The organism is Arthrobacter sp. 05L44 (genome assembly GCF_056397605.1).
Genome location: NZ_JBFTNS010000001.1, coordinates 14,108 through 35,169 on the forward strand (window position 1 = coordinate 14,108; position 21,062 = coordinate 35,169).

Here is a 21,062-nt window from a genome sequence, read left to right on the forward strand (position 1 = left end):
CAGCAGCAGGAGAATCACGACGGCGGCCCGCACCAAATGGKGCGGGCCGCCGTCGTACTTATCCGGACAGGCTATGCCAGGCGGGTCAGCCAGCCGTGGGTGTCCTCGACCGTGCCGGTCTGGATGCCGAGCAGCTGGGCGCGGATGGCCATGGTGGTCTCCCCCGCGGTCGCGTCCTCGGAGCCGATGAATTCGGTGTCGTCCTTCAGGACGCCGATCGGGGTGATGACGGCGGCGGTACCGCAGGCGAAGACCTCGGCGATTTCGCCGGACGCAACGCCCTCGCGCCACTCATCAAGGGTGATCTTGCGCTCCGTGACGTCGCGGCCCATGTCACGGGCCACCTGGATAACGGAGGAGCGGGTGACACCCTCGAGGATGGTGCCGGAGAGGGCGGGGGTGACCAGCGAACCGTCTTTCATCACGAAGAAGACGTTCATGCCGCCGAGTTCCTCAACGGCGTTGTCGTTGAACTGGTCGAGGAACAGGACCTGCTTGCAGCCGTGGGCCTCGGCCTCCTGCTGGGCGATCAGTGAGGCGGCGTAGTTGCCGCCGCACTTGGCGGCCCCGGTGCCGCCGCGGCCGGCGCGGGCGTATTCGCGGGAGATCCAGATGGATACCGGCTTCAGCTCCCCGCCGAAGTAGTTGCCGGCGGGCGAGGCGATGACGCGGAAGGAGACCTCGCGGGCGGCGCGGACCCCGAGGAATGCTTCGGTGGCGATCATAAAGGGGCGCAGGTACAGGGCTTCACCGTCGCCGGAAGGAACCCACTCGCGGTCTGCCGAGACAAGTTCGCGGATGGCGGCCAGGAAGTATTCTTCGGGCAGTTCCGGCAGGGCGAGCCGGCGCGCGGACTTGTTCAGGCGTGCGGCGTTGGCCTCGGGCCGGAACGTCCAGACCGAGCCGTCGGCGTGGCGGTAAGCCTTGAGTCCTTCGAAGATCTCCTGGCCGTAGTGCAGCACGGCGGCAGAAGGATCAAGCGAGATGGGGCCGTAGGGTTCGATCCGGGCATCGTGCCAGCCGCCCTTGCCCTCGGCATCGACGCTGTAGTCGACCACTGCGGTGTGGTCAGTGAAGTAGTCGCCGAACCCCGGGTTGGCCAGGATAGCTGCGCGTTCTTGTGCGGACTTCGGGGTCGCCGAGAGCCGCTGGGTGAATTCGACGCCATGGGCAGTCTGGGTCATGGTTCCTCCACGGTCGGCTGCCTGGTGTGTGAACGCGGTTCATCCTCGGACCACGGCAGCATATTGGTGATTCGAAACAAGCTTACGCCCGTTGCAGCGGCCCTCCGGGGCGTCGTCGTCCCCGTCCCGGACGGCGAGCGGGCCGGGTGTCAGAGAGAGGCGGCAATCGCGTCGCCGATCGCGGCGGTGCTGCGGAAGCTCCCGTCGCGGCTTTCGACGTCGGCTGCCACTGCCGCCTCGATCTTCCGGGCCGCTGCGGTGTAGCCCAGGTGGTCCAGCAACAGGGCCGCGGACAGGATGGCGGCGCTCGGGTCGGCCTTCTGCTGGCCGGCGATGTCCGGAGCCGAGCCGTGCACCGGCTCAAACATCGACGGTGCTGTGCGGTCCATATTGATGTTTCCGGACGCGGCCAGGCCGATGCCGCCGGTCACGGCGGCGGCGAGGTCGGTGAGGATGTCACCAAAGAGGTTGTCCGTGACGATCACATCAAAGCGCGCCGGATCGGTGACCATAAAGATCGTTGCGGCATCAACGTGGAGGTAGTCATGGGTAACCTCCGGGAACTCCTGCGCGACGGCCTCGACGGTCCGCTTCCACAGGTGCCCGGCGAAGACCAGCACGTTGTGTTTGTGAACCAGCGTCAGCCTCTTGCGCGGGCGCGCGTTGGCCCGGCGGAACGCATCACGGACCACCCGTTCGACGCCGTGAGCGGTGTTGAGCGAGACTTCCGTGGCTACCTCGTGGGGTGTCCCCTCGCGCAGGGTGCCGCCGTTGCCGACGTAGGGCCCTTCGGTTCCCTCCCGGACCACGATGAAGTCGATCTCTCCGGGGTTGGCCAGCGGGCTGCCGACACCGGCGTACAGCCGGGAGGGGCGCAGGTTCACAAAGTGGTCGAGGCTGAACCGGAGTTTGAGCAGCAGTTCACGTTCAATGATCCCGGAGGGAATGCGGGTGTCGCCGGGAGCGGCGCCCACGGCACCGAAGAGGATCGCATCCCGGGTGCGGAGGTCCGCCAGGGTTTCCGCCGGCAGGGTCTCCCCCGTCTCGAGCCAGTGCTGGGCGCCCAGCTCATAATGGGTTTGCTGCAGGACGATGCCTTCTGCGGCGGCGGCCTTCTCGAGGACTTTCAGCGCCTCGGCGGTTACTTCCGGGCCAATGCCGTCGCCGGGGATAACTGCCAGGTCAATCGTGGATGCGCTCATGGATTCAGCGTAGCTGCGCAATCCACATGCTGGTCAAATTGTCTCATTATGCGGAAAGGGGCCTAGCTCCCTGTGACCGGCGACGCCACAACGGCGACGTTCTGGCCCCACAGATCACCGGTGTAACAGGAGATCAGGACCAGCCTGTTCGGAACCACGGCCCAGATCGGGCTGTCTTTCAAACCCGCTTTCACGTAGGTCGTGACGGAGTCCACTTTGTACGCAATGGCTCCGGTCGCCGTCTGCACCGTCAGCGTGTCCCCTGGCCTGGCCAAGGTGCTTAGCCGATTGAACGGCGCCTCGACGCCCTGCCAGCTGTGTCCGACGACGTACGTGGTATTCGTCGATCCGGCCCCCGGCGTACCGAACGGCGCCAGCCAGTAGCCGTCCATTGTCTCCGGGGGCACGATGCTCTGGCTTGCAGCCTCACCCGGTGTCGGCTGCAGCGGATGAATGGCGACGTCCATCTGCGCCGCCGGGTAGGAAATCCGCTGCGGAACGGAGGCCACGGGCCCCTGCGCCCTGGGCGGTGCCGTGTGCTGGGGCGCCGCTTTCGGGGAGGCGGGAGGCCGCGCGGCGGACGGACCCGGACTCGGCCGCAGGGCGACTGCTCCAGGATTAGTTGCCGCGGCTGCGGCCGTTGGCAGGGATGCCGCTACGGGCTCGGACGAGGCGTTCCCAACGCCGTTGACGCCGAAAGCTGCGTAGAGGATCCACGCTGTAAGGAGTCCAATGAGGCAGGCCGCCAGAAGCACTTTGTCGCGGCCGCGCATCAGCAGGACGCGGGGTGCCGCAGTGGCGGAACTGTCGGCTTTGCTGCTGAGGGCCATGAGTGCTCCTGGTGAGCTGTACCTTTGGTTGCAATGACTGTGCGGGGTTGCAATGGCTGTGCGGGCCGGTTGCACACTGGCAGCCGGCCCGCACCTTACCTAACTGGTGGCTTTGCCGCTTCGGAGCATGCCCCGCAGGAGGGCCGTGGCAGCCCCCGCGGTGAGTACTCCAGTGAGAAGCGAGAGCCACAGCGGAATGCCCGCAGCAGGAGTGCTGGCGACCGCCGTCTGGACGTTGAACCCAACGTTGGCCACCACCGGAGCCGGTGCTCCCGTGGCTGCGCCGGTTGGCGGCGTCGCGGGCTTGACCGGCTTCACTGCCGGCGGAGTCGCGGGCTTGGCCGGCTCATCGCAACCGCAATGATCGCCGTCACCGTTGTGGTCCCCGCCGTGGCCATGTCCATCGCCGTCACCGTTGTGGTCTCCGCCGTGGCCATGTCCATCGCCGTCACCGTTCCCGTTCCCGTTTCCGTTGCCGTTTCCGTCACCGTTGTGATCGCCACCGTTCCCGTTTCCGTTGCCGTTTCCGTTGCCATTACCGTTGTGATCACCCGACTGGCCACCATTGCCGTTGCCATTACCGTTGTGATCACCCGACTGGCCACCATTGCCGTTGCCATTACCGTTGTGATCACCCGACTGGCCACCATTGCCGTTGCCAGGCTTGTCGCCCTTGTCCGGCTTGTTCGAATTGTCGGGCACGGACGGAACTTCCGGTTTGTTCGAGTTGTCCGGCTTGTTCGAGTTGTCCGGCTTGTTCGAGTTGTCCGGCTTGTTCGAGTTGTCCGGCTTGTTCGAGTTGTCCGGCTTGTTCGAGTTGTCCGGCTTATTCGGGTTATCCGGCTTGTTCGAGTTGTCCGGCTTATTCGCGTTATCAGGCTTGTTCGAATTGTCCGGTGCGGCCGGCTTGCCCGGGTGTGAATCGGCAGACGAGCCGCCCGTGTGCACCCCGGCAGGATTGCTCGGAGGTGCTGCATTTGCAGTGGCCGCGCTCCCCAGCAGGGCGAGGCCAAAGATCCCCATAGTTGCGATTAGTCGTTTCACCGTACGTCGCTCCGTTCAGAGTCAGTTTCCGACCTGACTGAACTACGCGGAGTAACCACCTGAGACCAATGAACGGTTTGTTCGAGGCCTTGTAGAGCGAGAATGAGTGATGACAGATACTCCCCAGCAGCTTTGTCAGCCCGCTAACGCTGTCAGGCTAGGGCGGGGGAAAGAGCCGCGTCCCGAGTATTCGCTGCCCCTTTCGGGCGGGAAATTACCCGTTCTTGGGCCGGAACTACCTGTGCGTTAAGCGCCGCGAGGCGGTACCGGGTGGCAATCGTCTCCTCACGGAGTATTGCCACCCGGTACCGCCTCGGCGGAGTAGGCGGGGCGCCTTAGGCCTCTGCAGGCTCCTCATACTTGGGGAACACCGGCGCCGGTGCGGGCAACTCTGCGCCGGCCGCGATCGGTGTGTCGAGCGCCGCGAAGTCCCGGGCGTCGCCCTCCGGCTGGCCCAGGCTAACCAGGATGGCCCCGGCCGACGTCGGCATGACCGGCTGGGCGAGGATCGCCACAATCCGCAGTACTTCGAGGGTGACGTACAGGACGGTGTTCATCCGTTCGACGTCGGTCTTCCGCAACACCCACGGGGCCTGCTCGGCGAAGTAGGCGTTGGTGTCACCCAGAACGTTCCAGATGGCCTCCAGCGCGCGGCTGAATTCCTGCTTCTCGAAAGCGGTGCGGGCGATGCCAAGGAGGCCTTTGGCCTGGCCCAGCAACGCTGCGTCCTCCGCGCTAAAGCCGGCGGGAACCGGAACGCGGCCCTCGCAGTTCTTCGCCACCATGGACAAAGAGCGCTGGGCGAGGTTGCCGAAGTTGTTCGCCAGGTCCGAATTCATCCGGCCAACAATGGCGTCGTGGCTGTAGTTGCCGTCGGCACCGAAGGGCACCTCGCGGAGCAGGAAGAAGCGGACCTGGTCCAGCCCGTACTGTGCCACCCAGTCTGCTGGCGCCACGACGTTGCCCAGCGACTTGGACATCTTGACGCCCTGGTTGTGCAGGTGTCCGTGGATCATGACCCGCTTGGGCAGTTCCAGCCCGGCGGACATCAGGAATGCCGGCCAGTACACCGCGTGGAACCGCGAAATGTCCTTGCCGATCACGTGGACATCAGCCGGCCAATACTTCTGGAAGCTGTCCGATTCGGTATCCGGGAACCCGACGCCGGTCAAATAGTTGGTCAGCGCGTCAACCCAGACGTACATCACGTGATCAGGGTTGCCCGGTACCGGAACACCCCAGTTGAAGGAGGTACGGCTAATGGAGAGGTCCTCCAGGCCGCCCTTGACGAAGCTAACGACCTCGTTGAAGCGGCCGTGCGGTGCACCGAAGTCCGGCTGGTCCCCGTAGAGGGCCAGCAGCCGGTCCTGGTAGGCGGAGAGCTTGAAGAAGTAGCTTTCCTCTTCGGTCCAGGTCACCTCGGTGCCTGTTTCGGAGGCGTAGCGGAGGCCATCCTCGCGGACCTCGGTCTCGTCCTCCACGAAGTACCGCTCGTCACGGACGGAGTACCAGCCGGCGTACTTGGACAGGTAGATGTCGCCGTTGGCTTCCATCCGCTGCCACAGGGCCTTGGCCGCCTCGTAGTGGTCCGGGTCAGTGGTGCGGATAAAGCGGTTCAGCGAAATTCCAAGGTCGTCGCTCATCCGGCGGAATGCCGTGGAGTTACGGTCGGCCAGTTCCTTGACCGGGATGCCTTCCTTTTCCGCGGTCTGCTGCATCTTCAGGCCGTGCTCGTCAGTGCCGGTCATAAAGAAGACGTCGTAGCCGTCCAGCCGCTTGAACCGGGCCATCGCGTCCGTGGCGATGACCTCATAGGCGTGGCCGATGTGAGGCACCCCGTTGGGGTAGCTGATGGCCGTGGTGATGTAGAACGGGGTTTTTTCGGAAGGCGTCACGTTATAAACCTAGATCAGTTCGGTCAGGGTATCGCTCTGGCGGACGAGTTCGTGGTCGTGTGACGCCACGAGCACAGCGATACCGTCCGACGTCGTGTCCTTGAGGATGCTGATAATGCGGTTGGCCGAGGTGCGGTCCAGGCTCGCCGTGGGCTCGTCGACCACCAGCACGCGGGTGCCGAGGATCAGGGCGCGGGCGATCGCGACGCGCTGGCGTTCACCACCGGAGAGCTGGGCGGGACGGTGGCGCATGCGCCGGCCCAGGCCAACCAGGTCAAGAAGGTCCTTGGCCTGGTCGCGCCGCTGTTCGACCTCGCCGTCGGGCACGGCGGGCAGCAGGACGTTCTCCAACGCGCTCATGCCGTCAATCAGGGCGCCGCCCTGGTCGACGTAGCCGATCAGCGCGCGACGGCGGTCGGCGATCTCGTCGTCGCCCATGGTTTCGAGCGAGTCGCCCTCCCAGAACACCCGGCCCGACGTCGGCAGGGTCAGGCCCGCGCCGACGGTCAGGATGCTGGTCTTGCCCGAGCCGGAGCGGCCGGCGACGCAGTGCATTTCGCCGGCGTGCAGGGTCATGTTGAAGTCGTCAACGACGTTGACGGCTTCAGCGCCGCCCTTGCCGCCGCCGTAGTGGATGGTGATGTTGCTCAGTTCCAGCGGAGTGGCGTGGTCTGTGGCTTTCACGATCGTGTTGGCGCGGGTCTGGTGGCTGCCGTTCCCGGTGCTCTCCGGCATCCGGTTCCGGGCCGCCCTGGTCAGGTTCAGCTCGTTAGTCATTGGACCACTTTCGTTGCAATCGGAATCCAGCAAAGTACAGCCACGAGTCCGGCGATTCCGGCCCAGAGTGCGGCATAGGGGGCGAGGAGCAAGCCGATAGCGAGGGCGCCGAGGACACCCAGGGGCACGGCGATGGCTCCCACCATGGCGTTTTCGAAGAAGCGGACCTGGCCCAGCATGTCCGGGTTCCAGCCCATGGCCTGCAGGATGCCGAGGTACTCCCGCTTGGCACCGAGCTCGAACCGGCCGGTGACCATGGTCAGCAGGAGCCCGACGGCCACCCCGGAGACACCCAGGATGATGCTCGGCATGGCGATGCTGGCCGCGGCCAGCCCACTCAGTGCGCTGGCGCCGGCGGCGCGCGGGATGTCGATCAGGAGTGCGGCCAGGCCGCCCACGGCGGCACCGAAGACGCCGACGGCGACCGCCAGCGAGCCGGTGTTGAACTTGTTGGTGCTCAACTGCCGGCTGGCGAAGGTCAGCGGCGAGTCCACAGGGATGAGCCGTTCGTCGTGCTGCGGTTCCTGGTCGATGACCTCGCGGTGGCGGAGCTGCTGTGCGGCGAAGAAGGCTGCGCCGCAGTACAGGACCAGGACCGAGGCCGACACCACCGCGGTGGCGGGGTTCCAGCTGATCAGGCTCAAGGCAATTCCGGCCACGGCCAGCAGGGCCGCGCCGACGCCGAACTCGGCTAGGACCCAGGACCGGATCTTCCGCTGCGTCCAGCCCATCGCCCGGAGGGTTCCGGCTTCGCGCCGGCGCTTGCGGACATAGCTGACGGTGGACGCTCCGGTCAGGAGAGCGGCACCGCACAGGGTCAGGAACAGCAGGGTGAGGTTGGTGCCGGTCAGCGAGCCGGAGACGGCGTCGGCGGCGTTCTGCCGCACCCACGACTGCTGGACGGTGCCCAGCGGTGATTCCTTGCCGGCGTCGTCCTTGGAGTAGCCCGGGACGAAGATGCTGGCGTCCTCACGGGCGGAGCCGGCCACGACGGTCGCTTCCAGGCCCATGTCACGGATCTGCTGGGCAAGTTTTTCGACCTCGGGCTGGGCCTGCTTCCAGCTGCCGTCCACATTGGCGCGGACACGCACGGCGTCGATGACGGAGGCGTTCTTCTCGTAGCCGCGGGCGGCGGCCAGGCCGTAGTAGTCGGTGATGGCGCCGGCCGACTGGCTGACCAGTCCGGTGGCGCTCAGCGAGGGCTTGAGCGCGGTGTGCGCGACGTCCTTGCCGTCGGCGTCCTTGGTCAGGGTCATCGGCGTCGGATCGTAGCCGCCGAGGGGCAGGCGGTTGACGTCGCCGGCTGCTTCCTGGACCTTGGCCGGGTCAAAGGTTCCGTAGACCATGGCGAGCGGGGTGGCAGGCTTCTTGCCGGTCGCGAGGTTCTCGCGGTACGCCCGCTCATCCACCGGGGTGCGCTGTGTCTGGTCGACCGGGGCATCATTGGCGCCCTTTTCGGGAAGCCGGTTGACCGTGACCCAGTCGCCGGGGACAGCGGACTTGTCAACGGCACCGTTTCCGGCCGTGTTCCCGTCCTTGTACTTGGGCGCGGCGGCGAAATCGGTGCTCCACGTTGCGGGGTTGTACAGGCCCTGGCCGAAGCTGCCGGTGTCCCCCATCAGCTTGGACAGGTCCTTGGAACCGGGCCAGGACAGGGCGAACGGCGATTTGGACACGAACGGGAGGTAGTCCTTGTCCAGCGAGCGGGTAGCGGTGCCGACGTCTTTGGTGACGTTGCCGGCGTCGTCGATTTCCTCGATCTTGACCGAGTACTTCAGGTCCAGGGACGTGCCGGAGCGGACGATCAGGGGAATGGCCTGCGAATCGGCGGTGAGCTGGCCGGAGCGTTTGGCCTGCTGGTACTGCGTCATCAGGGGCGCCCAGTACTTGAGCTTGACGCCAAGGAAGTCGGGGCCTTCTTTGAGCTGCTCCATGCTGATGCCGCTGGTGAAGAGGCTTTCGAAGTGGCGGCCGATTGCGCCGGCGTTGCGGGCATCGGCCGGCGGTGCCTTCTCCAGCGGGGCCAGGAAGTCGCCGGACCCGCCCAGGAGGGCGCGCTCTGAGACGGGGTCGACGGCGACGACGGATTCGGTGACCTGGGGAGCGAGGGGCAGCCCGACGGAGAGGTTGAAGAGATTGTGTTCGGAGCCGCCGGCCGGGGCCGGGAACTTGATGCCGGTCTCCCCCTCCGGGCCCGCGATACGGACGCTCTTGCCGCCGGCCACTTGCTCTTCGACGAGTTTGGCTTTGCCCAGGGAGCCCTCGGCAGTGGTCTTGAACAGGGTCTGCTCGGATTTGCCGTCCGAGCTCACGGCGCTGGCGGTCAGGCGGTACTTCTTGGCCGTATCGCTCAGGACGGACTCGGCAGCCGGCCACTTGGACGGATCGGTGGCGCTGGGGTCACCCGCGGTACCGGCCAGGCCCGCGTTGTAGCCGAGGTAGTCGGTGGCGTCGAGCCGCGGCGTTTCGAGGTTCTGCGAGACGCGGGAGACCAGGCTGATGGGGGCCGCCACCGAGGTGCCGGACAGCTTGCGGATCGATTCCAACTGGTCGAAGCTGATGCCGCCCTGGCCGGTGGCGATTTCCGGCTGCATCAGGCCGCCGCTGTCCTTCGCCTTGGCCTGGACGAGGACGTCGTAGAGGCCCCGTGAGTTCTGGTCCACGGTGCGGTTCAGCGCGGCCTGAGATTGGCCTTGCACGAGGACGGACAGGCACATGGCCACGATCAAAATGGACGCGGTCAGCAAAAGCACTCTGCTTCTGATGAACCTCTGGACGGCGTTCATTGGGCTCCTGAAAGCTGGATTGCGTGCGCACACCGCAGTTCACTCCGTGTGGAGCTGAAGGCGTCCCAAGGCCCGGTGTGCAAAAGTAAAGGCCGGTCTGCCGGCCTAATCCGAAATTCGGACCTAGCCATTGTACGCAGACCGGCCGCTCATTCGTGGCCGCCGGCGGCGGTGTTGCCGCCGCCGGCGTCCGCGGCGGGGACTCAGTCCTCCAGGTCGACCTCGCGGACCATGTCAGCGCCGATTCCGGCCTTGATGGCTTCCAGGACCTGCTGCGGGACGGAGCTGTCGATGGTCAGCAGAGCCAGGACCTGGCCGCCCTCGGTCTGCCGGGCCACCTGCATTCCGGCGATGTTGATGTTGTTCATGCCCAGGATGTGGCCGATGGTTCCGATCACGCCGGGCCGGTCGGAGTAGGCCACAACCACCAGGTGTTCGCTGATCGGGATTTCCACCTCAAAGCCGTTGATGCCAACGAGCTTCTGGATCTGCTTGGGTCCGGTCAGCGTGCCGGCCACCGAGATCTGGCTGCCGTCGCTGAGGGCGCCCCGCAGGGTCAGGACATTGCGGTACGACTCCGTATCCGGGGTGGTGATGAGCCGGACGTTGATGCCGCGCTGCTCGGCGATGACAGGGGCGTTGACGTAGGAAACCTGTTCGGTGACGACGTCGGCGAAGATGCCCTTGAGGGCTGCGAGTTCGAGCACCTTGACGTCGAGTTCGGAGATCTCGCCCGCCACTTCGACGTCGAACTGCGTCAGCGAGGCGTGGGTCATGGCTGTGAAGATCCGGCCCAGCTTCTCGATGAGGGGAATGCCGGGGCGGACGTCCGGAGCGATGACGCCGCCGGCGACGTTCACGGCGTCGGGCACCAGTTCGCCGGCGAGGGCCTGGCGGACGGACTTGGCGACCGAGACGCCGGCCTTTTCTTGGGCTTCGTCGGTGGAGGCGCCCAGGTGCGGAGTCACCACCACGTTATCGAGCTTGAAGAACGGCAGGTCAGTGCTGGGCTCCTTGACGAAGACGTCGACGCCGGCGCCGCCGATCTCGCCGGCTTCAAGGGCGGCGTAGAGCGCCTCCTCGTCCACCAGGCCGCCACGGGCGACGTTGACGACGTACGCCGTGCTCTTCATCTTCTTGAAAGCGTCCGCACCGAGCATGCCAACGGTTTCCGGGGTCTTCGGCATGTGGATGGTGATGAAGTCCGACTGGGCCAGGAGCTCGTCCAGGGTCACCAGCTGCACACCCAGCTGGGCGGCGCGGGCGGAGGTGATGTAGGGATCGTACGCGAGGATTTTGGTGTCGAAGCCCTTCAGGCGGGCCGCGACGAGCGCGCCGATCCGGCCGAGGCCGATGATGCCGACCTTCTTCTCGAACAGCTCCGTGCCGGTGTACTTGGAGCGCTTCCACTCGCCGTCCTTTAGCGCGGCGGAGGCCTGCGGAATATGGCGGGCGAGGCTGAGGATGTGGCCGACCGTCAGTTCGGCGGCGGAGACGATGTTCGACGTCGGCGCGTTGACCACCATCACGCCGGCCTGGGTGGCGGCTTTGATATCGACGTTGTCCAGTCCGACGCCGGCGCGGGCGATGACCTTGAGGTTTTTCGCGGCGGCAATGGCTTCGGCGTCCACCTGGGTGGCGGAGCGGATCAGGATCGCGTCGACGTCGGCGATCGCGGAGAGCAGCTGGGAACGGTCGGCGCCGTCGGTCTGGCGGATTTCAAAGTCCGGGCCGAGGGCCTCGACTGTGGCGGGCGAAAGTTCCTCAGCGAGGAGTACAACAGGTTTGGTGCTTGTCACCGGTGACCTCTTTAGCTCTCTTGTGTATCAGGTGGGGATTTTGGTGAAACGGGTGGTACGTGTGGTGCTCAACGCAGGGAAGCCGGACCCCAAGTAATGGTGTCCGGCTTCCCTGCCGGTCAATCGCCTTAGCGGGCTACTGAGCCTTCGGTGTAGTCGTCTTCGTTCTTGATCCAGGAGAAGAGCTTGCGCAGTTCGCGGCCGGTGGCCTCGATCGGGTGGTCCTCGCCCTTCTTGCGCAGGGCCTTGAACTCCGGGGCTCCGGCGTCCTGGTCGTCAATGAAGCGCTTGGCAAAGGCGCCGTCCTGGATGTCCTTCAGGACAGCCTTCATGTTTTCCTTCACCTCGGGGGTGATGACGCGCGGGCCGGAGACGTAGTCGCCGTACTCCGCGGTGTCGGAAACGCTCCAGCGCTGCTTGGCGATGCCGCCTTCGACCATCAGGTCGACGATCAGCTTGAGCTCGTGGAGCACCTCGAAGTAGGCGACCTCGGGCTTGTAGCCGGCCTCGGTGAGGGTCTCGAAGCCGTACATGATCAGCTGCGAGGCGCCGCCGCAGAGGACTGCCTGCTCGCCGAAGAGGTCAGTTTCGGTCTCTTCGGTGAAGGTGGTCTCGATGACGCCGGCGCGGGTGCCGCCGATTGCCTTGGCGTAGGACAGAGCCAGTTCCTTGGCCTTGCCGGACGGGTTCTGCTCGACGGCGATCAGGTCGGGCACGCCGCGGCCGGCTTCGAACTCGCGGCGCACAATGTGGCCCGGGCCCTTGGGGGCGACGAGGGCGACGTCGACGTCGGCCGGCGGTTTGATGTAGCCGTAGCGGATGTTGAAGCCGTGGCCGAAGAACAGGGCGTCGCCGGCCTGCAGGTTCGGGGCGATGTCCTCGGCGTAGACGTGGCGCTGGACCTGGTCCGGGGTGAGGATCATGATGAGGTCGGCCTCGGCGACGGCGTCGGCAACATTGAGCACGCGCAGGCCCTCTGCCTCGGCCTTGGCGCGGGACTTGGAGTCTTCCTTCAGGCCGACGCGGACGTCAACACCGGAATCGCGCAGGCTCAGGGCGTGGGCGTGGCCCTGGGAGCCGTAACCGATGACGGCGACGGTGCGGCCCTGGATGATCGACAGGTCGGCGTCGTCGTCGTAGAACATTTCAGTCACTGGGGTGTCTCCTTTGAATGGATTCTTTGGTGTTGTCTGTGAAAAACGGGGTGGGGATTTGATGCGGGGGCTGGGGCCTGCCTGTTAGGCGGACCGCAAAGCCCTGTCACTCATGGAGCGGGACCCTCGGCCGACGGCCAGGGTGCCGGACTGCACGATTTCGCGGACGCCGAAGGGCTCCAGCACCGAAAGCAGTGCCGTGAGCTTGTCGGGGTGGCCCGTGGCCTCGATGACCACCGACTCTGTGGAGACGTCGACCACTGAAGCGCGGAACAGGTCGGCTGCCTGGGTTACCTGCAGCCGGGTTGCGGCATCCGCACGTACCTTGACCAGGATGTGGTCGCGCTGTACGGAAGATTCGGGGGTGAGCTCGACGATCTTGATCACGTTGACCAGCTTGTTCAGCTGTTTGGTGACCTGCTCGATCAGCTCGCCGTCGGCGTCGACCACGACCGTCATCCGGGAGATGCCCGGGACCTCAGTGGGGCCGACGGCCAGGGAATTGATGTTGAAGGCGCGCCGGGCAAAGAGGCTGGCCACGCGGGTCAGCACACCGGGCTTGTCCTCGACCAGAACCGAAAGTGTATGGCGGGTCATGTTCAGTCCTCTTCTTCCCAGTCCGGGGTCATGTTGCGGGCAACCTGGATCTGGTCGTTGCTGACTCCGGCGGGCACCATCGGCCACACCATGGAGTTCGGGCTGACGACGAAGTCGATCACGACGGGGCGGTCGTTGATCGCCAGGGCCTGCTGGATGGTCGCGTCGATGTCCTCGTCGCGTTCGCAGCGGAACGCCGCACAGCCGTAGGCGTCCGCCAGCTTGACGAAGTCCGGGATCCGGACGGTGTCATGGCCGGTGTTGAGGTCGGTGTTGGAGTAGCGGCCCTCGTAGAAGAGGGTCTGCCACTGGCGGACCATACCCAGCGAGGAGTTGTTGATGACAGCGACCTTGATGGGGATCTTGTTGATTGCGCAAGTGGCGAGCTCCTGGTTGGTCATCTGGAAGCAGCCGTCGCCGTCGATGGCCCAGACCACGCGGTCCGGCTCCCCCACCTTGGCGCCCATGGCCGCAGGCACGGCGTAGCCCATGGTGCCGGCCCCGCCGGAGTTCAGCCAGGCGTGGGGGCGTTCGTACTTGATGAACTGGGACGCCCACATCTGGTGCTGGCCGACGCCGGCGACGTAGACGCCTTCGGGTCCGGTCAGGGCACCGATCCGCTCGATGACCCGCTGGGGTGCGCTGAGACCGTCCTCGGGTTCGGTCCAGCCCAGCGGGTAGGTCTCCTTGAGGTTGTTCAGGAAGGCCCACCAGTTGGTCAGGTCCGGGGTGCCCGAGGCCTCGAACTGCTGGCGCAGGGCCTCGCTGAGCTCCGGAATGATCTCTTTGACGGAGCCGACGATCGGCACGTCGGCGGTGCGGTTCTTGGAGATCTCGGCCGGGTCGATGTCGGCGTGGATGACCTTGGCGTGCGGGGCAAAGGACTTCAGGATGCCGGTGACCCGGTCATCAAAACGGGCCCCCAGGGTGATCAGCAGGTCGGACTGCTGCAGTGCGGTCACAGCGGACACCGTCCCGTGCATGCCGGGCATACCGACGTGCTGCGGATGGGAGTCCGGGAACACGCCCCGGGCCATCAGGGTGGTGACCACCGGTGCGCCGGAGAGTTCGGCCAGTTCCCGCAGTTCCGCGGAGGCGTGGGCCTTGACCACACCGCCGCCGACGTACAGCACCGGCTTGGTGGCGGCGGCGATCAGCCGGGCGGCCTCGCGGACCTGCTTGTTGTGACCGCGGACCACGGGGCGGTACCCGGGGAGGTCGATCCTGGGGGGCCAGGAGAACGTCATCTGCCCTTGCTGGGCATCCTTAGCCACGTCCACCAGGACGGGACCCGGCCGGCCGGTGGAGGCCAGGTGGAAAGCCTCCGCCATCACGTGCGGGATGTCGTTGGGGTCGGTGACCAGGAAGGAGTGCTTGGTGATCGGCATGGTGATGCCGACGATGTCCGCCTCCTGGAAGGCGTCCGTTCCAATGACTCCGCTGGAAACCTGGCCGGTGATGGCCACCATCGGCACGGAGTCCATGTGGGCATCCATGATGGCGGTAACGAGGTTGGTGGCACCGGGGCCCGAGGTGGCGATGCAGACGCCAACCCGCCCGGTGACCATGGCATAGCCTTGCGCGGCGTGGCCGGCTCCCTGTTCGTGACGGACCAGCACGTGGTTCATGCTGGAGGCCATCAAGGGGTCATAGGTGGGCAGGATTGCGCCACCGGGCAAACCGAAAATGTCCTCGACGCCGAGTTCTTCGAGCGAGCGGACGATTGCTTGCGAGCCGGTCATCATCGTCGGGGGTACGACGTTGTTCGGCCCAAGGACGGGAGAGGCAGCAGCATGCTCGACGCCGGCATCGGCCGGGCGTTCGACGCGTTCCGGAGCCTTGTGGGCTCCAGCGGACTTTGTGGCCATCAGCGAGGGGCTGATCGGCAATCCTTTGCTCATCGGACTCTTCCTTCGGTGGATCTACGGGTGGATCTTCGGCGATCTGGTGATGCGGGTGGTGCTGGTGTTGCGGAAATAAAAAAACCCCTCAGCCTGGCGGCTCTTCGAGGGGTTGCGCGTGGCGGGTCGTTACCAGTCGGGCTATGGAGCCACGCGCTTGGTAAGTACGACGACTGCAGCTGCGCAAGCGCCGCCGGAAACGATCTCGATCATGCGTTCAGTGTTCCCTCTGGGCGAGACAGGTGTCAACGAGCCCGACTCCTGTCTCACCATGTGGACTTCATCGTCCACCTACTGAACTCCCCACTCCCCCTCGTACCAGGCCCGTCCAGGCGGCAGGCGGGAGTCTCCTACCCCAAGCGGACGGCGCGGACGCCGTTCGCTTGGGGCCCCTCGGAGCCTCCCTTATTAAGCGTGGTCGCCCGCGCTGAGGGAGCTACCCGCAGTAGGCGCCCGTGGAGGCGCTGTGCACCAGCTTGGCGTACTTGGCCAGAACACCCTTCGTGAACTTGGCCGGCAGCGGCTCCCAGCCCACCTTGCGGGCTTCGAGCTCGGCGTCTTCGACCAGCAGGTCAAACGTCCGCGAGGCGATGTCTACCCGGATGCGGTCGCCGTCCTTGACGAAGGCGATCGGGCCGCCGTCGACCGCTTCCGGCGCGACGTGGCCAATGCACAGTCCGGTGGTACCACCGGAGAAGCGGCCGTCCGTGAGCAGCAGGACATCCTTGCCCAGGCCGGCGCCCTTGATGGCGCCGGTAATGGCGAGCATTTCGCGCATGCCCGGGCCGCCCTTGGGCCCTTCGTAGCGGATGACCACCACGTCGCCGGCCTTGATCTCGCCCTTGTCGAGCGCGTCGAGGGCGCCCTGCTCGCGTTCGAAGACGCGGGCGGAGCCCTCAAAGACATCGGCGTCGAAGCCTGCACTCTTGACGACGGCACCCTCGGGAGCCATCGAGCCGTGCAGGATGGTGATGCCGCCGGTCTTGTGGATCGGGTTGTCCATGGCGCGGAGCACCTTGCCGTCCGGATCCGGCGGGTTGATCGAGGCGAGGTTCTCGGCCACGGTCTTGCCGGTGACGGTGAGGCAGTCGCCGTGCAGCAGGCCGGCGTCGAGCAGTGCCTTCATAATGACCGGGACGCCGCCGATCTTGTCGACGTCGGTCATAACGTAACGGCCGAACGGCTTGAGGTCGCCCAGATGCGGGATCCGGTCGCCGATGCGGTTGAAGTCTTCCAGAGTCAGTTCCACCTCGGCCTCGCGGGCGATGGCCAGCAGGTGCAGGACTGCGTTGGTGGAGCCGCCGAACGCCATGGTCACGGCGATGGCGTTCTCGAAGGCCTTTTTGGTCATAATGTCGCGGGCCGTGATGCCCAGTCGCAGCAGGTTCACGACGGCCTCGCCGGACTTGCGCGCGAAGTCATCACGACGGCGGTCGGCCGAGGGCGGGGCGGCGGAGCCGGGGAGCGACATGCCGAGGGCTTCGCCGATGCAGGCCATGGTGTTGGCGGTGTACATACCGCCGCAGGCGCCTTCGCCCGGGCAGATGGCCTTCTCGATGCGGGTGAGGTCCTCCATGCTCATCTTGCCTGCGGCGCAGGCCCCCACGGCTTCGAAGGCGTCAATGAGGGTGACTTCCTTCTCGGAGCCGTCCTCGAGCTTGACCCAGCCGGGCATGATGGAGCCGGCGTAGAGGAAGACGCTGGAGAGGTCCAGGCGGGCCGCTGCCATGAGCATGCCCGGCAGGGACTTGTCGCAGCCGGCCAGGAGCACGGAACCGTCGATCCGCTCGGCCTGCATTACGGTCTCCACTGAGTCGGCGATGACCTCGCGGGAGACCAGGGAGAAGTGCATGCCCTCGTGGCCCATGGAGATGCCGTCGGAGACGGAGATGGTGCCGAACTGCATCGGGAACCCGCCGCCGGCGTGGACGCCTTCCTTGGCGCCCTGGGCCAGCCGGTTCAGGGACAGGTTGCAGGGAGTGATTTCATTCCACGAGCTGGCCACGCCCACCTGGGGCTTGGCGAAGTCGTCGTCGCCCATGCCGACCGCGCGGAACATACCGCGCGCGGGCGCTGCGTGGATGCCGTCGGTGACGACCCTGCTACGGGGTTTGATGTCCGGCTTGGTCTCTGCTGGGGTGTGGGTGTCCTGACTCATGGCTCAAAGTCTAGGGCTCCGCCGTTGGCCGGAACGAGCCGGATTGGCTCATTAAGCCCAAATGCGGGAATATTTCGACCAAATGGTGGACATCCGTCTCACACTTTGGGATTCGATGTAGAGACCCGCTAATGGGGCCTAGGCCAGGCCGGCTCCGTCACGCAGTTCGGGCGCCGCCGCCACCGTCTGCGCCTCCGCTTTGAGCATCGAGAGTACCTGCTGGATGGTGGTCCGGGCCGCGGCTTCGGGGCGGGCCAGGGCCACGATGCTGCGGCTGGCCTTGACGCCGCGGAGTGGACGGAGCACGAATCCCCGTCCCTGGTTTTTCAGGGCGGTGTAGCGCGGCAGCAGGCTAAGCCCGTGGCCGGCACTGACCAGGGCTTCGAGGACCCGGAGGTCCGGGAAGAGCTGGGCCCGCACGGCCCGGGAATCGGCCTGGAGCTCGATCTGGCGCAGGACCGTGTCGAACGGAAAGCCATCCGGCACGCCCATCCAGGGGAACCCGACGACGTCGTCCGCGCTGAGCGTCTGTTTTCCCCCCAGGGCGTGGTCGGCCGGGACCGCCACATCAAGGGGCTCGTCGATGAGCGGGATGACCTGGAGGCCTTGGCGGGCAAAGACGTCCGGCCCGTCGACGCTGTGCGCCAGCACGATGTCGTAGTCAGCTGCGAGGGCAGCGAATCCGGCGACTCCCGGGTCCTCGAAATGCGCTTCGAAGCGGAGGCCCTCAATGTGCTTCACCCGGTGCAGCAGCCCGGGTAGGAACATTTCCGCGGCGCTGGGGAAAAATGCCGCCTTGATGTGGGTTTGCCGGCCCAGCCGGTAGGTGTCGATGGTGGCCTCGGCGCGCGCCATGGCCGTGGACACGTCTGTCGCGGCACCGGCCATGGCCAGCCCCGCCTCGGTCAGCCGGACTCCCCTGCCTGCTTTCTCCACCAGCGTCACGCCGAGTTCATCCTGCAGGGTCCGGAGCTGCTGCGAGACCGCCGACGGCGTGACCCGCATGGCCTCGGCCGTCGCCCCCACCGTGCCGCGGTCCGCCAGTTCGCGAAGAATCCGCAGTCGCTTAAAGTCCATCAGGCGAGGCTACACGGGCGGCTCCACGAGGGTGGACAGCCGTGTTGGGCCGGACGTAACGTCAAGCAACGGCAACCCTGCCGCCTGGACGGAAGGTTTCGGCTATGGATTGGATTATCTGGCTCATCGTCATCGTGCTGATTGTCGGCGTTGTGTGGTGGCTGCTGAACCGCAACAATGCCCGCAGCGGCGCCGGGACCTCGACGGCCGCCGGGTCTGAAACCGCTACCGCCCGCCAGGCTCCGCGGACCTCGTCCGGCCACGACGGCGCCCTGTCCGGCGGAACGACGGCGGCATCGGCCGTCGCTGCTGCCACCACGGGCATACCGACCGCCGCCGGATTCAGCAATGCGGAGCCGGAGCCGCCGACCACGGCTGACGACGACGTCGATGCCGTCGCGGGCCAGTCCGAAGAGGCCGTCCGATCCGGGGACGCGGCCGCCTCCCCGGCAGCGACCCCACCCACGGCTGCCGCTTCGCCAGAAACCGCGAGCGCCGCAGAATGGGAAACGCAGTGGTCGGAGACGCCCGCGGCCGACGCGCACCCGGCCCCGCGCCACGACCTGCCGCACGGAGCGCAGGGAGCCCAGGGCCCGGCGGACCACGGCGAGCAGGCTCCGGTCCCCGACGACCAGGCCGCGCATGGCGACCACGAAGCAATGCCTGCGCCCTCTGCCCAGCCCGACGCCATTACCCCGGCCGAACCCGTTGCCGACGTACGGGCCGAATCCATGGCGGACACCCGGACCACGGAGGCGCCGACGTCCCGAACGGTAGAGGGAACCGCGGGAGCCGCTGCGCCGGCTCCCGTGCACCACGCCGAATACACCGAGCCGCATGCCCCCACACTTCCAGGAGCAGAGTCCGCGGCGGCTGAGGCTGCGGATGCTGAAACCGCCCAGGTCGCCAGCTCGGCCGCTGCCTCGGAGGGGTCGGCCAGCCACTCCACCGCTCCCGCCGGACACCTGGCAGTCGAGCAGCCCTACGGCGAGGGATCGGCCGCGCCCGCCCCCGACGGCAGCGGCCCGGAGGGTTTCACCGTCAAGGGGAACGCGTCGTCGATGATCTACCACGAGGACACCAGCCCGTCCTTTGAAGAGACCCGTGCCGAGGTCTGGTTCCTGTCGGCCGCCCACGCCGAAGCGGCGGGCTTCCGGCCGCCGCGCCGGTCACGGCTGTAGCGATACCGCTGCGGTCGCCCCGGCGCACTGCCGTGGCAACCGCAGCGGCGACGGCGGTCCTGGTTCTGGCCGCAGCCGGCTGCACCGGCAGCCCCGCGGGTGGTCCGACGGGCAGTCAGGCCGGCGCTTCCGCGACTGGCGGGCCAACCGCCAGTGCTGCGCCCCAAACCGGCACGCCCGCGGCCAGCCAGCCCGCAGCCAGCCCAACCGGCCCGGCGGCCCCAAGGCTGACGGCCCGGATCGACGCCGGCCTTCAGCAGCCGTGGTCGACGGTCTTCCTGCCGGACGGGACGGCCCTGATCTCGGAGCGTGACAGCGCCGTGGTGAAGTTCCTGGCCCCCGGGGCCACCGGCGCGGCAGCGACCGTCGGCAAGGTGCCCGGCGTCGTCCCCAACGGCGAAGGGGGCCTCTTGGGCCTTGCGTTGTCCCCGGCCATCTCCCCCACCCGCTCCCCCGGTGCCGGCCCCGCCGTCGGGCGGTACCTGTACGCCTACTACACGTCGGAATCGGACAACCGGATCGCCCGCTTCCGGCTTGGCGCCGATGGGCTGCCTGCCCTCGACGCGCCCGAGGTGATCTTCACGGGCATACCCAAGGCTTCCACCCATAACGGCGGAAGGATCCGGTTCGGCCCCGACGGATTCCTCTACGTGGGGACCGGCGACTCCCAGCGCCGTGAACAGCCGCAGGACCGCAACGCCCTCGGCGGGAAAATCCTGCGGCTGACCCCGGACGGGAAGCCGGCGCCAGGCAACCCGTTCGGCGACAACCCGGTCTACAGCCTGGGCCACCGCAACGTGCAGGGCCTCGACTGGGACAGCGCCGGACGGTTGTGGGCGAGCGAGTTCGGCCCCGACGTGGACGATGAACTCAACCTGATTGTCCCCGGCGGCAACTACGGCTGGCCGCAGGTGACTGGGGCACCGCACCGCGGGGGCTTCGAGGACGCGAAAGTGGTGTGGCCGTCGACGGCGGAATCCTCCCCGAGCGGGCTCACGATCGTCCGCGGTACGGCCTATCTGGGCGCGCTCCGTGGACAGCGTGTGTGGAGTGTGCCGCTGCGTGGAACCAACGCCGGTGAACCTGTGGGCTATTTCACACGACAGTACGGCCGGATCCGCGACGTTTCGCTTGCGCCGGACGGGCGTCTTTGGGTTCTCAGCAACGGCCAAAACCCCGACTTTGTGCTGGTTTTGACCCTGTCCGATTAGTCGGGGGCCGACGTCGAACGCCCGATTTCACACTCCACCAAAACTCGTGTAGAGTTTCATGTCGTTGCGGAGAACACCGCGGGAAATAAAAAGCCCGAGGGAAACAAAAACAACAGCTGCACCTCTAGCTCAACTGGCAGAGCAATTGACTCTTAATCAATGGGTTCCGGGTTCGAGTCCCGGGGGGTGCACCAAGGAAAAACCCCGTCTTTATTGGCCAAGCGCCGTAAAGGCGGGGTTTTTTGTGTACCACTCCAACCGCGCAA

The 21,062-nt window shown here is 66.5% G+C and carries 15 protein-coding genes and 1 tRNA gene; 3 read left to right on the forward strand and 13 right to left on the reverse strand.

Going from position 1 to position 21,062, the window contains the following annotated elements; all coding sequences use genetic code 11:
• Positions 1–71: 71 nt before the first annotated feature.
• From AC1DHY_RS00080 to AC1DHY_RS00140, 13 genes are all read right to left on the reverse strand, one after another.
• Complete coding sequence (locus AC1DHY_RS00080) at positions 72–1,184, reverse strand: branched-chain amino acid aminotransferase (RefSeq protein WP_476902986.1); 1,113 nt, start codon at positions 1,182–1,184, stop codon at positions 72–74.
• 149 nt (positions 1,185–1,333) lie between these two features.
• Positions 1,334–2,386 carry a 3-isopropylmalate dehydrogenase gene (locus tag AC1DHY_RS00085; protein ID WP_476877972.1) on the reverse strand — a complete coding sequence of 351 codons (1,053 nt, stop codon included), beginning with the start codon at positions 2,384–2,386 and terminating at the stop codon, positions 1,334–1,336.
• A 62-nt stretch (positions 2,387–2,448) separates the two neighbouring features.
• Positions 2,449–3,216, reverse strand: a complete 768-nt coding sequence (locus AC1DHY_RS00090; protein ID WP_476902987.1) for a class F sortase — start codon at positions 3,214–3,216, stop codon at positions 2,449–2,451.
• A gap of 99 nt (positions 3,217–3,315) precedes the next feature.
• Positions 3,316–4,239: a hypothetical protein gene (locus tag AC1DHY_RS00095; RefSeq protein ID WP_476877970.1), complete on the reverse strand. Its 924-nt coding sequence runs from the start codon at positions 4,237–4,239 to the stop codon at positions 3,316–3,318.
• Between the two features lie 356 nt (positions 4,240–4,595).
• Positions 4,596–6,155, reverse strand: coding sequence for a methionine--tRNA ligase (gene metG / locus AC1DHY_RS00100; protein WP_476877969.1), 1,560 nt, complete (start codon positions 6,153–6,155; stop codon positions 4,596–4,598).
• A gap of 9 nt (positions 6,156–6,164) precedes the next feature.
• Positions 6,165–6,932 (reverse strand): ABC transporter ATP-binding protein, encoded by a 768-nt coding sequence (locus AC1DHY_RS00105; protein ID WP_476877968.1) that lies wholly within the window; start codon positions 6,930–6,932, stop codon positions 6,165–6,167.
• A complete protein-coding gene (locus tag AC1DHY_RS00110) occupies positions 6,929–9,718 on the reverse strand; it encodes an ABC transporter permease (protein WP_476902988.1) in 2,790 nt (929 codons plus the stop codon). The genes AC1DHY_RS00105 and AC1DHY_RS00110 overlap by 4 nt, the downstream gene beginning before the upstream one ends.
• A gap of 203 nt (positions 9,719–9,921) precedes the next feature.
• Entirely contained in the window at positions 9,922–11,517 is a 1,596-nt protein-coding gene (gene serA / locus AC1DHY_RS00115) for a phosphoglycerate dehydrogenase (protein ID WP_476902989.1), read from the reverse strand.
• 128 nt (positions 11,518–11,645) lie between these two features.
• Complete coding sequence (gene ilvC, locus AC1DHY_RS00120; RefSeq protein WP_476877965.1) at positions 11,646–12,671, reverse strand: ketol-acid reductoisomerase; 1,026 nt, start codon at positions 12,669–12,671, stop codon at positions 11,646–11,648.
• Positions 12,672–12,755: 84 nt separating this feature from the next.
• Positions 12,756–13,268: an acetolactate synthase small subunit gene (ilvN, locus tag AC1DHY_RS00125; RefSeq protein WP_476877964.1), complete on the reverse strand. Its 513-nt coding sequence runs from the start codon at positions 13,266–13,268 to the stop codon at positions 12,756–12,758.
• A 2-nt stretch (positions 13,269–13,270) separates the two neighbouring features.
• The gene (locus AC1DHY_RS00130) at positions 13,271–15,169 is read right to left on the reverse strand and encodes an acetolactate synthase large subunit (protein ID WP_476877963.1); all 1,899 of its coding nucleotides are present in this window, start codon (positions 15,167–15,169) and stop codon (positions 13,271–13,273) included.
• A gap of 436 nt (positions 15,170–15,605) precedes the next feature.
• Complete coding sequence (ilvD, locus tag AC1DHY_RS00135) at positions 15,606–17,327, reverse strand: dihydroxy-acid dehydratase (RefSeq protein ID WP_476902990.1); 1,722 nt, start codon at positions 17,325–17,327, stop codon at positions 15,606–15,608.
• 138 nt (positions 17,328–17,465) lie between these two features.
• Entirely contained in the window at positions 17,466–18,404 is a 939-nt protein-coding gene (locus AC1DHY_RS00140; protein WP_476902991.1) for a LysR family transcriptional regulator, read from the reverse strand.
• 104 nt (positions 18,405–18,508) lie between these two features.
• Here AC1DHY_RS00140 and AC1DHY_RS00145 point away from each other — a divergent pair, with 104 nt between their 5' ends.
• From AC1DHY_RS00145 to AC1DHY_RS00155, 3 genes are all read left to right on the forward strand, one after another.
• Complete coding sequence (locus AC1DHY_RS00145; RefSeq protein WP_476877960.1) at positions 18,509–19,585, forward strand: sunset domain-containing protein; 1,077 nt, start codon at positions 18,509–18,511, stop codon at positions 19,583–19,585.
• A gap of 32 nt (positions 19,586–19,617) precedes the next feature.
• The gene (locus AC1DHY_RS00150) at positions 19,618–20,796 is read left to right on the forward strand and encodes a PQQ-dependent sugar dehydrogenase (protein ID WP_476877959.1); all 1,179 of its coding nucleotides are present in this window, start codon (positions 19,618–19,620) and stop codon (positions 20,794–20,796) included.
• Positions 20,797–20,914: 118 nt separating this feature from the next.
• Positions 20,915–20,990 (forward strand) — tRNA-Lys (locus AC1DHY_RS00155).
• Positions 20,991–21,062 lie beyond the last annotated feature (72 nt).

Bases quoted from the DNA above. Each gene is read 5' to 3' on its own strand.
- AC1DHY_RS00105 (WP_476877968.1), bottom strand. From the start codon at position 6,932: ATGACTAACGAGCTGAACCTGACCAGGGCGGCCCGGAACCGGATGCCG.
- AC1DHY_RS00085 (WP_476877972.1), bottom strand. From the start codon at position 2,386: ATGAGCGCATCCACGATTGACCTGGCAGTTATCCCCGGCGACGGCATT.
- ilvN (WP_476877964.1), bottom strand. From the start codon at position 13,268: ATGACCCGCCATACACTTTCGGTTCTGGTCGAGGACAAGCCCGGTGTG.
- AC1DHY_RS00130 (WP_476877963.1), bottom strand. From the start codon at position 15,169: ATGAGCAAAGGATTGCCGATCAGCCCCTCGCTGATGGCCACAAAGTCC.
- AC1DHY_RS00095 (WP_476877970.1), bottom strand. From the start codon at position 4,239: ATGGGGATCTTTGGCCTCGCCCTGCTGGGGAGCGCGGCCACTGCAAAT.
- ilvD (WP_476902990.1), bottom strand. From the start codon at position 17,327: ATGAGTCAGGACACCCACACCCCAGCAGAGACCAAGCCGGACATCAAA.
- AC1DHY_RS00110 (WP_476902988.1), bottom strand. From the start codon at position 9,718: ATGAACGCCGTCCAGAGGTTCATCAGAAGCAGAGTGCTTTTGCTGACC.
- AC1DHY_RS00140 (WP_476902991.1), bottom strand. From the start codon at position 18,404: ATGGACTTTAAGCGACTGCGGATTCTTCGCGAACTGGCGGACCGCGGC.
- AC1DHY_RS00090 (WP_476902987.1), bottom strand. From the start codon at position 3,216: ATGGCCCTCAGCAGCAAAGCCGACAGTTCCGCCACTGCGGCACCCCGC.
- AC1DHY_RS00080 (WP_476902986.1), bottom strand. From the start codon at position 1,184: ATGACCCAGACTGCCCATGGCGTCGAATTCACCCAGCGGCTCTCGGCG.
- AC1DHY_RS00145 (WP_476877960.1), top strand. From the start codon at position 18,509: ATGGATTGGATTATCTGGCTCATCGTCATCGTGCTGATTGTCGGCGTT.